Source organism: Protofrankia symbiont of Coriaria myrtifolia, assembly GCF_900634755.1.
GTDB classification, from domain to species: Bacteria; Actinomycetota; Actinomycetes; order Frankiales; family Frankiaceae; genus Protofrankia; species Protofrankia coriariae.
Window position 1 is genome coordinate 9998 of record NZ_CAAAFS010000126.1, and the last position, 13748, is coordinate 23745.

General features: G+C 71.0%; 9 protein-coding genes. 8 read left to right on the forward strand and 1 reads right to left on the reverse strand.

The annotated features are described in order from the left end of the window. Window positions 1-430: 430 nt before the first annotated feature. The 8 genes from CM1CMNOD_RS06905 to CM1CMNOD_RS06940 all read left to right on the forward strand — a co-directional run bounded on the left by CM1CMNOD_RS06905 (window position 431) and on the right by CM1CMNOD_RS06940 (window position 13065). On the forward strand, window positions 431-1462 hold the full coding sequence (locus tag CM1CMNOD_RS06905) for a rod shape-determining protein (protein ID WP_013872948.1): 1032 nt from the start codon (window positions 431-433) through the stop codon (window positions 1460-1462). Window positions 1463-1510: 48 nt separating this feature from the next. Further along, entirely contained in the window at window positions 1511-2500 is a 990-nt protein-coding gene (mreC, locus tag CM1CMNOD_RS06910; protein WP_013872949.1) for a rod shape-determining protein MreC, read from the forward strand. A gap of 9 nt (window positions 2501-2509) precedes the next feature. Continuing rightward, a complete protein-coding gene (gene mreD, locus CM1CMNOD_RS06915; protein WP_013872950.1) occupies window positions 2510-3040 on the forward strand; it encodes a rod shape-determining protein MreD in 531 nt (176 codons plus the stop codon). A gap of 41 nt (window positions 3041-3081) precedes the next feature. Next, a complete protein-coding gene (gene mrdA / locus CM1CMNOD_RS06920) occupies window positions 3082-5463 on the forward strand; it encodes a penicillin-binding protein 2 (protein ID WP_050803728.1) in 2382 nt (793 codons plus the stop codon). A gap of 56 nt (window positions 5464-5519) precedes the next feature. Further along, window positions 5520-6743, forward strand: coding sequence for a rod shape-determining protein RodA (gene rodA, locus CM1CMNOD_RS06925; protein WP_013872952.1), 1224 nt, complete (start codon window positions 5520-5522; stop codon window positions 6741-6743). 189 nt (window positions 6744-6932) lie between these two features. Beyond that, window positions 6933-8945, forward strand: coding sequence for a TIGR03960 family B12-binding radical SAM protein (locus CM1CMNOD_RS06930; protein ID WP_013872953.1), 2013 nt, complete (start codon window positions 6933-6935; stop codon window positions 8943-8945). Next, complete coding sequence (locus CM1CMNOD_RS06935) at window positions 8929-9690, forward strand: TIGR03936 family radical SAM-associated protein (RefSeq protein WP_013872954.1); 762 nt, start codon at window positions 8929-8931, stop codon at window positions 9688-9690. Before CM1CMNOD_RS06930 ends, CM1CMNOD_RS06935 begins: the two co-directional genes overlap by 17 nt. A gap of 645 nt (window positions 9691-10335) precedes the next feature. Then, window positions 10336-13065, forward strand: coding sequence for an Rne/Rng family ribonuclease (locus CM1CMNOD_RS06940; RefSeq protein ID WP_013872955.1), 2730 nt, complete (start codon window positions 10336-10338; stop codon window positions 13063-13065). A gap of 126 nt (window positions 13066-13191) precedes the next feature. Here the strand turns inward: CM1CMNOD_RS06940 and CM1CMNOD_RS06945 are convergent. After that, window positions 13192-13748: MFS transporter (locus CM1CMNOD_RS06945; protein WP_207387472.1), on the reverse strand; the 557-nt coding region annotated here is incomplete at its 5' end.

Sequence of the window (13748 nt, forward strand, 5' to 3'; positions counted from 1 at the left end):
GGGTGGGTGTCCAAGTTCGTACGGGTCTGGTTCATGCGGGTTACATTCGTGAGGGTTACGTAATGTTGTTACTCCGGGCGCCTTCATCGGGTTGTCTCAGGTAGCATCCTTGCTACTCCGAGTGTTAGAACTGATCGTACGGGTCGGGGCTGACAGGCCTGGTGACCCGGCGTGGCAGGTGAACCGTCGCACGCCACGTATCCGCACACCTACGGCAGGCTCGAGGGGCCCGGTTTACGCTCTTTGGTGTCTGCAACAGCAGGTATCTGCAACAGCGTCTCTACTGGATTGCCGGACTACTGGACTATTGGATGGGGCCCGTCGAACAAGCAGTGGACACGACATCGTTACGGACACCGCCTGCCTTGCACACCCCGCACAGCCTGCGTGCGCACCCAGACCCCACACCCGGGAAGGCCGGCATCCGACGATGTCCAGTTCGCTGTCGTTCCTAGGCCGTGACATGGCCGTGGACCTTGGCACCGCCAACACCCTCGTCTACGTCCGTGGCCGCGGAATCGTCCTGAACGAACCCAGCGTGGTCGCGATAAACACCACCACGACGGGCATCCTCGCCGTCGGGACCGAGGCGAAGCGGATGATCGGCCGCACGCCCGGCAACGTCGTCGCGATCCGTCCGCTCAAGGACGGCGTCATCGCGGATTTCGACACCACCGAGCGCATGCTGCGCTACTTCATCCAGAAGGTCCATCGGCGCCGGCACTTCGCCAAGCCGCGGCTGGTCGTCTGCGTCCCCTCCGGTATCACCGGGGTCGAGCAGCGGGCGGTGAAGGACGCCGGCTACCAGGCCGGCGCGCGCAAGGTCTACATCATCGAGGAGCCGATGGCCGCGGCCATCGGGGCCGGTCTGCCCGTGCACGAGCCCACCGGCAACATGGTGGTCGACATCGGCGGCGGCACCACCGAGGTGGCGGTGATCTCCCTCGGCGGGATCGTGACCAGCCAGTCCATCCGGACCGCCGGGGACGAACTGGACACGGCCATCATCTCCTACGTCAAGAAGGAGTATTCGCTCATGCTCGGTGAGCGGACGGCGGAGGAAATCAAGATGGCCATCGGTTCCGCGCACAAGATGTCGGACGAGCCGAGCGCCGAGATCCGCGGCCGGGACCTGGTCTCGGGCCTGCCCAAGACCATCGTCGTCACCGCCGAGGAGATCCGTAAGGCGATCGAGGAGCCGGTGAACGCGGTCATCGACGCGGTCAAGGTCACGCTCGACAAGTGCCCCCCGGAGCTCTCCGGCGATATCATGGACCGCGGGATCGTGCTGACCGGTGGCGGAGCGCTCCTGCGCGGACTGGACGAACGCCTGCGCCACGAGACCGGCATGCCGATCCACATAGCCGACAACCCGCTGCACTCGGTCGCCATGGGCTCCGGCAAGTGTGTAGAGGAGTTCGAGGCGTTGCAGCAGGTACTCATCTCCGAGCCCCGTCGCTGACCGTCCGCGGGCACGGGGTTCTCTTCAGGTCAGGTACGGAGGCCGGTGGTGGGACGTGACACCCGGCGTTCCCGCATGATCATAATCGTGTTGCTCGTCGTGGCCTTTACTCTGATCACCATTGACTACCGTTCGAGCGAGCGCTCGTCCGGCGTGCGCGGTGCCCTGCGCGAGGCGTTCGGCGGGGTCGAGGGGGCGGTCAGCACGGTCACCCGTCCGATCGGGCGCACCCTGTCCGCGCTGGCCCATCCCAACCGGTACCAGAAGCGCGCGGATGCCCTCGCCGCGGAAAACGCCGAGCTGCGCCGGCGCCTCGCCGAGGACGAGGAGGTGCGGCGGCAGGCCGCGGCGCTGTCCAGCCTGCGGCTGCTCGCCGACAGGGGAGAGTACACGATCATCCCGGCCAGGGTCGTGGCGATCGGTGACATCACGGGGACGGACTGGACGGTTACGATCAACGCCGGCAGCGCCGACGGTATCGTCCCGGACAGGCTGGTGATCAACAATGACGGGCTGGTCGGCACCGTCCTGACCGCCACCGCCCACACCACCGTGGTCCGGCTGGTCTCCAGCCCGGCCAGCCACGTCGGCGCCCGGCTGGAGAACACCAGGCTGCTCGGCGCGGTGACCGGCCGGGGCACCTCCGGCAGCCTGACCTTCACCCTCTACGACGCCACCCTCCAGGTGAAGACGGGCGATCGTCTGGTGACGTTCGGCAGCGTCGACTATGCCGGCGGGGTGCCGATCGGCGTCGTCACCAAGGTCCTGGACTCCGGCGGGGGGCTCTCGCGCTCGGCCGAGGTCACCACCTTCGCCGCCCTGGGTTCACTGGACCTCGTCGGCGTCGTCGTCGGCCGCCCCGCCACCGATCCGGGCGACCGGCTGCTGCCACCACGTCCGATACCGCCGCCGACCGCCGCGCCGCCGGCTGCCGCGCCGTCCCGGCCACCGGCCACCGCGTCGCCGTCGCCAGGCCTGCCCGTGCGGATCTCCCCGACAGCGACGCTCGCCCCCGCGGCGAGGACGTCCACCGGCTGAGGCGGGATCATGTGGGACACGGGTACGCGCGCGGCCGAGCCGCGGGGCAGGATCGTCGTGGTCACCGTCGCCGTGATGGCCGTCCTGATCGTGCTGCAGGTGTCCGTCATCGCCGCGCTGCGCCTGCCGCTGGGCAGCCCCGACATCGTCCTGGTCGTGCTCTGCTTCGTGGCGCTGTGCCAGGGACCCGTCACCGGCGCGGTCGTCGGCTTCAGCGTCGGCGTGCTCGCGGACCTGCTCTCCACGCACGTCCTCGGCCAGACCGCGCTGGTCTTCTCGCTGGTCGGGTACGGGGTGGGGCTCGTCGGCGAGGAGACCGACCGGTCGGCCTACCTGCCGCTGGCCGTCGCTGCCGCCGCGTCGGCGACGGCGACGGCCGGTCACGCCGCGATGGCCGGCATCATCGGCCAGCCGAGCCTGACCGGTACCCAGACGCTGCTGCGCGCGCTCGGCGCGGCGCTCTACGCGCTGGTGCTGACCCCGGTCGTCTTCCCGCTGGTCACCGCCGGGCTGCGGCGCCTGCGCAGGGAGCAGCTGTGATCGGAGGACGAGCGCGACGGCCGGGCCCCCTGGAGGCGTCCCTGGACGACCGCATCCGGGTGCGGCTGGTCGTCCTGCGCGTCCTGGCGGTATCCCTGCTGATCACACTTGGTGCCCGGCTGTGGACCCTGCAGATACTCGACGGTGACCACTACCGCCATCTCGCCGAGACCAACCGGGTCCGTGAGGTCGTCACCCCGGCGATCCGTGGCCAGATCGTGGACGACCAGGGGCGGCCCCTCGTCCGTAACCGGACCTCCCTGGTCATATCGGTGAACCGGTCGGTCACCGACCGGCAGAAGGACTCCGGACAGGCCGTGCTGGAGCGGCTGTCAGGTGTGATCGGGATGCCCGTCGCCGACGTCAGGGCGCGCATCCAGTTCTGCTCCGCCACGGTGAAGCCGCCGTGCTGGAACGGCTCGCCCTACCAGCCGGTCCCGGTGGCCAAGGACGTCTCCGCGCAGCAGGCGCTGGCGATCATCGAACATCCCGACCGGTTCCCCGGGGTCTCGGCCGACCTGCAGGCCGTGCGCGAGTACCCCCAGAGCTCCCTGGCCGCGCACGAGCTGGGATATCTCAGCCCCGTCACCCAGAAGCAACTCGACGCCGACGGCGCCAGCAAGGGATACCACCAGAACAGCCTGGTCGGTGTCGCCGGCCTGGAGAACACCTACGACACGGACCTGCGGGGCGCCGACGGCGTGCAGCGGCTCGAGGTCGACCGGTTCGGGCGGGTCGCGGGCACCGCGTCGGCCACCGCGCCGCGCAGCGGTGGCAACCTCGTGCTCTCGCTCGACATCGGCGTCCAGCAGGCGGTTGAGCAGACCCTGCAGAAGACCCTGGACTCCCTCGGCGGCGAGCGGGCGCGCACCGCCTCCGGCGTCGTGCTCGACGCGAAGACCGGTCGCGTGATCGCCATGGCGAGCCTGCCCTCCTACGACCCGTCGGTCTTCGTCGGGGGCGTCTCCGAAGCTGACTACAAGGCACTGTCCGACCAGGCCAACGGGATTCCGCTGCTGTCGCGGGCGTACCAGGGCTCGAGCGCGCCCGGGTCGACGTTCAAGCCGGTGTCGACCCTGACCGCGCTGACCAACCTCAGCGCGTCGACCACCAAGAAGTACGACTGCGCGCCCAGCCTGCAGATCGGCACCCAGACCTTCCACAACTTCGAGGGGTCGTCCGCCGGACCGATCGCCCTCCATCAGGCCCTGGTCATCTCCTGCGACGTCATCTTCGACCAGTTCGCCTACGAGGCATGGCTGGCCGACGGCGGGCTGCGCAACGGGCGCGGACCATACCGGGATCCCAACGAGTACTTCGTCAGGATGGCCCGCGCCCTGGGGTTCGGCAGCCGCACCGGCATCGACCTGCCGGGCGAGACAGCCGGGTCGGTCGTCGACCGGGCCGGCGCGAAGGAGATCTGGGAGGAGCTGAAGGACTCCTACTGCCGCCGGGCCCGCAACGGCTACCCGGAGGTCACCGACCCGGCCAAGGCCGAGCGGTTCCGCCGCTACGCCGCCGAGGCGTGCGTCGACGGCTACCTGTACAACGGAGGCGCGGCGGTCCAGTTCGCGATCGGGCAGGGCCAGTACCTGTCGGTCAGCCCGTTGCAGCTCGCGGCCGCCTACGCCGCCATCGCCAACGGCGGGACGCTGTACCAGCCCACCCTGGCCAAGGCGGTGATGGCCCCGGACGGCCGCGTCGTACGGGCCATCGAGCCCAGGGTCGCCGGCAGGCTTCCGGTCGCGCCCGACTCGCTGGCCTACATTCGCAACGCCCTGCACGGGGTGACCAGTGAGGGCGGCGGGACCGCGACCGGGGTGTTCGCGGACTGGCCGAACGACACCATCCCGATCGCAGGCAAGACCGGTACCGCCGAGGTGGAGGGGACCGGGGACACCTCCTGGTTCGCCTCGTTCGCGCCCGCGAACGACCCGCAGTTCGTCGTCGTCGTGACCGTCCCGGACTCCGGGACCGGCGCCGAGTACGCGGCTCCGGCCGTCAAGGCCATCTACCAGAGCATCTACGGCATCGGACGCCCCGCGGCGCTCGCCGACGGCAGGCCGCCGTCGCAACTGCCCCGCCTCGAGCGGGACGGGACGTTCGCCGCCGATACGGCCGCCCCCGGTGCGGCCGCCGCCGGTGCGACTGCCAGCGGCACCGCCGGCGGTGCGGCCGCCGGTACCGCGTCGGCGCCGGCGGCCATCCCGGGTGCCAGCATCCCGGATACCACGGTCCAGGACGTGTCGGTTCAGAGGATCGCTGCCGTGGCCGCCGGCCCGACCCCCGTGAGTGGGGCCGCCGTCCGTACGGCCGTGGCGCCCGCGCCCGCGGCCGTCACGGGTGCGGTGACCGCCTCCGTCCGCGGGCCACCCGATGTCCCCCCGAGCCCCGGGGCTCCCGCCAGCGCTGGTTCCGGCTGACGTCGAGGGCCCCCGGGTCACCCGCTCTTCTATCGGCGATCATGGATGGAGGGTTCATGACGAGCCCGACGGCCCTGCGTTCGTCCCCGGTTCCACCGCGCGGCAGGATCGGCCAGCTGCGAGACCGGGCGTCGGGCCGGCACTCCCCGCTGCGCCGGCTGGACTGGCCGCTGCAGATCTCCGTGATCATGCTGGCGGTGCTCGGGGCGCTGCTGGTGTGGTCCGCCACCCGGCAGCGCGAGATCGAGAGCGGTGGCGACCCACAGATATTCCTCAAGCGCCACCTGCTCAACCTGGCCATCGGGCTGGTACTCGCGGGCGTGGCGACCCTCGTCGACTATCGCATTCTGCGGGCATACGCGCCGTTCGTGTACCTGGGATCGCTGCTCGGTCTGGTCGCCGTTCTGCTGGTGGGCTCGACGATAAACGGGGCACACTCCTGGATCGTCCTGCCGGCCGGTTTCCAGCTGCAGCCCTCGGAATTCGCCAAGGTGGCACTCATCCTCGGGATGGCGATGATTCTCGGGGAGAAACACGACGACCGCGACACCGGTATCAGGCTCAACCCCGGCCACCAGGACGTCATTCTGGTGCTCGCGCTGGCGGTCGTGCCGATGGCACTCATCATGATGCAGCCGGACTTCGGCACCGTCATGGTGTTCGTGTTCGTCATTCTCGGCATGCTCGCGGTCAGCGGTGCCCCGAGCCGATGGGTGATCGGGCTCATCCTGTGCGGGGTCCTCTTCGGCGCGGCCATCCTGCAGTTCCATCTGCTCAAGCCGTACCAGGAGGCGCGCCTGACCGAGTTCGTCCGGGACAACCAGAACACCTCGTCGACCGGCTACAACGTCGACCAGGCCATGACGGCGATCGCCAACGGCGGCCTGACCGGCCGCGGCCTGTTCAGCGGGATGCAGACCCAGGGCCAGTTCGTGCCCGAGCAGCAGACCGACTTCGTCTTCACGGTCGCTGGGGAGGAGCTGGGTTTTCTCGGCGCCGGCGGGGTCCTGGTGCTGCTCGGCGTGGTGCTGTGGCGGGCGTTGTCGATCGCGTTCGACTCCGGCGACACCTTCGGGACGATGATCTCTACTGGGGTGGTGTGCTGGTTCGCGTTCCAGATGTTCGTCAACATCGGGATGACCCTGGGGGTCATGCCGGTGACGGGGCTGCCCCTGCCATTCCTGTCCTACGGAGGGTCGTCGATGTTCGCGAACCTGCTGGCGGTCGGCCTGTTGCAGAACGTCCGGCTCCGATCCCGTTCGGACCCCTACGCCCTGTAGCGCTCCTATGCCTTGTAGTCGCCCGGTAGGGCCGGTGCAGTCGCCTGGTAGGGCGGGTCCGACGGGCTCGCGGCCAGCCGGGCTCACCGGCCGGCGGCCGTGCCCGTCGGTCGTCCATTGATCGTCCGTCGATCGGTCGGCGGCCGGTGACCATGTGCTGGCCGGCGTGTGTGCCGTAGGCTCGCGGACATGTCCGGACAGTCGCTGTTCCCTCGCCTGGAGCCGTTGCTGCCGCGGGTCCGCAAACCCGTGCGTTACCTTGGCGGCGAAGGAAATTCCCAGGTCAAGCCCTGGGAGGACGCGCTGGTTCGCTGGTGCCTGATGTATCCCGACGCCTACGAGGTCGGCCTTCCCAACCAGGGTGTCCAGATCCTCTACGAGATCCTCAACGAGCAGCCGGACGTCCTGGCCGAACGCACCTACTCGGTCTGGTCGGACCTGGAGGAACTGCTGCGCGAGCACGGCATCCCCCAGTTCACCGTGGACGGCCACCGCGCGGTCGGTGACTTCGACCTGCTGGGGGTGAGCTTCGCCGCAGAGCTCGGCTACACCAACCTGCTGACCGCCCTGGACCTCGCGGGCATCCCGCTGCACGCAGCCGACCGGGACGAGCGGCATCCGATCGTCATCGCGGGCGGGCACGCGGCGTTCAACCCCGAGCCGATCGCGGCGTTCGTCGACGCGGTCGTCCTCGGTGACGGGGAGCAGGCGGTCCTGGAGATCACGGACGTAGTCCGTGCCTTCAGGACCGCCGGCCAGCCCGCTGTACGCCCCGGCGGGCGGACGGAACTGCTCATGCGGCTGGCCCGGCGCGGGCTGGTCTACGTGCCGTCCTTCTACGACGTGGACTACCGACCGGACGGCCGGATCCGCGCGGTCACCCCGAACCGTCCCGGGGTGCCGGACCGGCCGGCCAAGCACACCGTGAGCAACCTGGACGCCTGGCCGTATCCGAAGGCGCCGCTGGTCCCGCTGGCGGAGACCGTCCACGAACGGATGAGTGTGGAGATATTCCGCGGCTGTACGCGGGGCTGCCGCTTCTGCCAGGCCGGGATGATCACTCGTCCGGTCCGGGAGCGCAGCATCGACACCGTCGGCGAGATGGTCGCCCAGGGCCTGGCCGCCTCCGGGTTCACCGAGGTCGGGCTGCTGTCGCTGTCCAGCGCCGACCACAGCGAGATCGGCGAGATCGCCAAGGGCCTGGCCGACCGGTACGAGGGCACCCACACCTCGCTCAGCCTGCCCTCGACCCGGGTGGACGCGTTCAACGTCACGCTGGCCAACGAGTTCTCCCGCAACGGCCGTCGCAGCGGGCTGACCTTCGCTCCGGAAGGCGGCTCCGAACGGCTACGCAGGATCATCAACAAGATGGTCAGCGAGGAGGACCTGATCCGCACGGTCAGCACCGCCTACGCCCAGGGCTGGCGGCAGGTGAAGCTGTACTTCATGTGCGGCCTGCCCACCGAGACCGACGAGGACGTGCTGGCGATCGCCGGCCTCGCCCGCGAGGTGATCAGGGCCGGGCGGCGGGCCAGCGGACACCGCGACATCCGCTGCACGGTGTCGATCGGCGGCTTCGTGCCCAAGGCGCACACGCCGTTCCAGTGGGCGGCCCAGGCCTCCCACGAGGTCACCGACGCCCGGCTGCGGTTGCTGCGCGACGCCATCCGCGGCGACCGGGAGGTGGGACGATCGATCGGTTTCCGTTACCACGACGGCCGTCCGGGCATGATCGAGGGCCTGCTCGCTCGCGGTGACCGCCGGGTTGGCGCGGTGATCGAACGGGTATGGCGCGACGGTGGCCGGTTCGACGGATGGAGCGAGCACTTCTCCTTCGAGCGTTGGGAGAAGGCCTGCGCCGCGGAGCTGGAACCGTTGGGGATCTCCCTCGACTGGTTCACCACCCGTGAGCGCGACGAGCGCGAGGTACTGCCCTGGGACCACCTGGACGCCGGCCTCGACCGTGACTGGCTGTGGTCGGACTGGCAGGAAGCGCTGCGCGGGGCCGAGCTGGACGACTGCCGCTGGACGCCCTGCTACGACTGCGGGGTCTGCCCGACCATGGGTACGCAGACCCAGATCGGCCCGACCGGCCGGACCCTCCTGCCGCTCGTGTCGACCGGCCCGGCCCGGCCCGGCGGTCCCGGCAGCCCCAGCGGCTCGGGCAACCTCGGCAGGCCGGCCGATGCCGCGGCGTCCTGAGGGCCCGCCCCCGCCACCGGTCGTCGCGCGGGTGCGGGTGCGGTTCGCCAAGCGGGGACGGCTGCGTTTTCTGTCCCACCGGGACGTCGCACGGACCTTCGAGCGTGCCCTGCGGCGCGCGGACGTCCCGATGGCGTACTCGGCGGGCTTCAGCCCGCATCCGCGCATCTCCTGGCTGGGCGCCGCCCCCACGGGCGCCGCCAGCGAGGCCGAGTACGTCGAGCTCGCCCTGGCCGAGCATCGCCAGCCCCGGGCGCTGGGGGAGGCGCTGGACGCGGCCCTGCCGGCCGGACTGGACGTGGTGGCCTGCGCGCTGGCGACCGCGACGCCACTGGCGGAGCTGGTGGACGCGTCGCGCTGGCGGGTTCGGCTGCCGGGTGTCGCGCCCGCCGCGTTGGCCGCCGCCGTCGACGCACTGCTCGCCCGTGACCTGGTCGAGGTGGAGCGGGTCATCAAGGACGGACATCGGCGCTTCGATGTCCGTCAGGCAGTGGTCTTGATGGTTTGCCGTGCGGAGAACGACACGTGTGCGATACTGGATACGGTTGTGCGGCACACGACGCCCGCCGTACGACCCGACGACATGCTGACCGCCCTCTGTGTGGTCGCCGGCCTTCGGCCGCCAGTACCACCCGAACCGCTGCGGCTCGGGCAAGGTCGGCTGCTGGCGGATGGCACCGTGGCGGATCCGCTCATGCCGGACCGCGACGACGCGGAACGGCTGGTCGGTCGAATCGATGCGTGATGCAGGGTGTCGCAGGATTCGCTGGTGGTACGCCGCCGGACCGAGACAGTGGTTCCTGAGCGGTCGCGACTGTGACAGCAGCGCGCCCGGGGACCCCGAGAGGCTTCATAACCCGTGCCCGAAGACATTTTGACAGGCTCCGATGAGACACCTACCACTCGTCCAGCACCGAGACGGCGGCGCGCTGCCGGACGATCAGCCGGACCCCCGCCCAAGGTCCTGACCGGAGACGGGGCCGAAACCGCCGTCGACATCAGCGCGGAGGTCCCGACCGAGTCACCTGCCACGACCGAGTCATCCGGTACGCCGTCGTCACCGGACGAGCCGGTAGCCGTCAGCGACGTGGCCAGCGAGCCGGCCACCGCGAGAACCGATCCGCCGGAACCGGCAGCCGTGCCGTCGACGACAGCGTCAGCGACACCGGCCACGTCGACGACGGCGCCGTCAACACCACCGGCGGAGCCGGCTGAGCCATCGCCGGCAGAGTTGTCGCCGTTGTCGACAACAGAGCCGTCGGCAACGCGAGTGACGGCTGTCCAGCCCACCGGTTCCGACCGGTCGTGGCCGGCCGCGCCCGAATCTGATCTCTCCCGTTCTGATCTTAGCGGTTCCGTGGCCGCGCGGACCGACGGACCGCGGACGCCGGTGACCGGCGACATCGCCCCGGCCGCGCAGCCACGGCCACGCCTCGGCCGAGCGGTCACGACGGTGACCTTCCAGGCGCCCGAGCCCGCCGCGATCGAGCTGGTGCAGCGCCGCCGCCGCGAGTCCTCGCCGACCAGCGCCGACACCTTCTCGTTCGGCTCCGCGTTCGGTGCCGACAGGGTGAACGGGGACGCCGCGAACGGCTCCGATGGGGCGTCCACCGCCACGGCCGGCCCGTCCACCGGTACCGGTGGAGACCGGCGGTACGCGCAGCCCGAACCGCGGCCGGCCGTCGGTACCGGTTCGGGCGTCGACGACGATCCCGAGCACGAACCTGAGCTGGAGCTCGCCGGATACACCGATGCCGACGCGCCGACGGAGACGGATCCGGCGGCCGACGACAGCGGCGACAGCGCTTCGACGCGCCGGCGCCGGCGCGGCCGGCGCGGCCGCGGCCGGGCTCGCGCCGACGAGGAGACCGACAACATCGACGAGCTGGACACCGCAGCCTTCAGCGGGGCGCGTGGCCGTTCTGACGAAAGCGGCCTGGACAGCACGGCCGATTCCGGCCGCTCCGGGGCTGACGACCCACGATCGGCGGCGGACCGGGAACCGGCGGAGTCCGACGAGTCCGAGCAGTCCCGGTCCGGGCAGACCGGCCCGGCCGGCGCAGCCCTCGAGGAGGAGGAAGGGCTGCCGGGCAGCTCGCGCCGACGGCGCCGTCGGCGCCGACGGGACGGTGCCGCGCTCGTCGACGACGGTGCGCCTGACGACCCGCCGGTGACGGTCGTACACGTGCGCGAGGGACGGACCCGCGACGACGAGGTCCGTGGCGCGAACGAGGTCCGCGGGGTCAGCGGCTCGACCCGGCTGGAGGCCAAGCGGCAGCGCCGGCGGGAGGGCCGGGACAGCGGTCGGCGCCGTCCGCCGATCGTCACCGAGGCCGAGTTCCTCGCCCGCCGGGAAGCGGTCGAACGGCGCATGATCGTCCGTAACGCCGGCGACCGCACCCAGATCGCGGTACTTGAGGACGGGGTGCTTGTCGAGCACTTCGTCACCCGGGCCAGTTCCTGGTCGTACGCGGGCAACGTCTACCTCGGCCGGGTCCAGAACGTGCTCGCCAGCATGGAGGCGGCGTTCGTCGACATCGGCAAGGGGCGCAACGCCGTCCTGTACGCCGGTGAGGTCAACTACGACGCCAGCGGGCTCGACGGCCGGCCCCGCAAGATCGAACAAGTGCTGAAGTCCGGCCAGTCGATCGTCGTCCAGGTCAGCAAGGACCCGATCGGTCACAAGGGGGCGCGGCTGACCAGCCAGGTCAGTCTCCCCGGCCGCTACCTGGTCTACGTGCCGGACGGGCAGAACGCCGGGATCAGCCGTAAGCTTCCGGACACCGAGCGTGCCCGCCTGAAGGCGATCCTGAAGAAGATCACTCCAGAGGACGGGGGAGTGATCGTCCGGACCGCGGCCGAGGGCGCCAGCGAGCAGGAGCTTGCCCGGGACGTCGCTCGCCTGTCGGCCCAGTGGGAGGACATCTGCCGCAAGGCGACGAAGGCCACCGCCCCGGCGCTGCTCTACGGTGAGCCCGACCTTGTGATCAGGGTGATCCGGGACATCTTCAACGAGGACTTCGCCGAGTTGGTCGTGCAGGGAGCGGGAGAAGCCACGATGATCGAGGACTACGTCGACATGGTGGCGCCGGACCTGCGTGACCGGGTCCGCCGGCAGGCCGGCCCGGTCGACGTCTTCGACGAGTACCGGGTCGACGAGCAACTTGCCAAGGCACTGGAGCGCAAGGTCTGGCTGCCCTCGGGCGGCTCCCTGGTGATCGACCGTACCGAGGCCATGACGGTCATCGACGTCAACACCGGCAAGTTCACCGGCAAGGGCGGCAACCTCGAGGAGACGGTCACCAAGAACAACCTCGAGGCCGCCGAGGAGATCGTCCGTCAGCTCCGGCTGAGAGACATCGGCGGGATCATCGTCATCGACTTCATCGACATGGTGCTGGAGAGCAACCGCGAACTCGTCCTGCGGCGCCTGACGGAGTGCCTCGGCCGGGACCGCACCCGTCACCAGGTCGCGGAGGTGACCAGCCTCGGGCTGGTGCAGATGACCCGCAAACGAGTCGGTCAGGGACTGCTGGAGGCGTACAGCGAGCCGTGTACGCACTGCGGCGGGCGTGGGGTGATCCTGCACCTGGACGGCGCGTCCGCGCCCGCGCGGGGCGTGCCGGCCGACCCGCCGGTGTCGGCGCCGGCACCGACCGGCAGCACGACATCGGATGCCGTGGCGGCAGGTGCGGCAACAGGCACCGCGGCGGCAGATCCGGTGGTGGCAGACGCGGTGGCAACGGCCGGCGCGGCATCGGGCGCCGCCACCCCGGATGCCCAGGCGCCCGGGGCCGCCCCGGCCGACGCCGTGCCAGCCGCTCCCGACACCGCGGCCCCTGGCGGCGCAGCTCCCGGCACCAGGGCCGCTCGTGGCAGGGCCGCTCGTGACAGGGCCGTGCGTGACGATGCCGCTCGTGACGATGCCGCTCGTGACGATGCCGTGCGTGACACGGCCGGCCACGACGGCGCGGCCAACGGCTCGGGCCCGTCATCGAACGGATCCCGTTCATCAGGAGCGCGCGCCGGCCGCCGGCGTGCCTCGCGGGCTGTCGCGCCACCCCAGGAGAGCACGTCGGGTGACCTGGAGACGGTCGGGGGCGCGGCACGCGAGAGCTGACCGGCCGCCCATCGCCGGGATCCTGGCTGCGGGCCAGGATCCCGGCGATGGGCGGCCCGCCGTCGGCGGGGAGCCCGCTGCCGCCTGCTTCCAGCGCCGGTCTCGGCGCCGGTCCTGGTGCCGGTTTCAGTGCCGGGCGGCGGACACGTCCGCCACCGTCCGGTACGACCGCACCGGCTCCCGCCGGACGAAGTCACCCCGTTGGCGTTCGCGTAGCAGCGCGTCCAAGGCGGCCCGGGACCGCTGGAGCGCGCCGTCGACGGCGTCGCTGGCGCGGTGGTTGTCCCCCATCTGCAGGGCGTAGGCGGCGACCACCAGAGCCTGGACGACGTCGTCCTGGGCGCAGAGGGCGTCCCCGTCAGGGTCACCGTCGGTCTTCTCGGCCTTCCCAGTCCCGGTCCTTGCGGCGAAGCCACCGGTCGTGGCCAGCCCGCGGGCCTGTACCGCAAGCCAGCACGCGGCGCCCGCCGTACCCAGCGCACACAGGGCGCGGAACGCGGCGGGAAGACCGACCAGGTCGTTGACGGCCATCCCGGCCACGGTCGTGATGACGACAGTGGACGCCGCGATCGTCGCCGACCGTCGCGGCGGGTCCGTGGCGTGGGCCGCGGTCAGCAGCGGCCAGCCGGCGGTCAGGACGGCAGTGACCGTCACGGCACCAGCGCCCCAGATCACGACCTGCC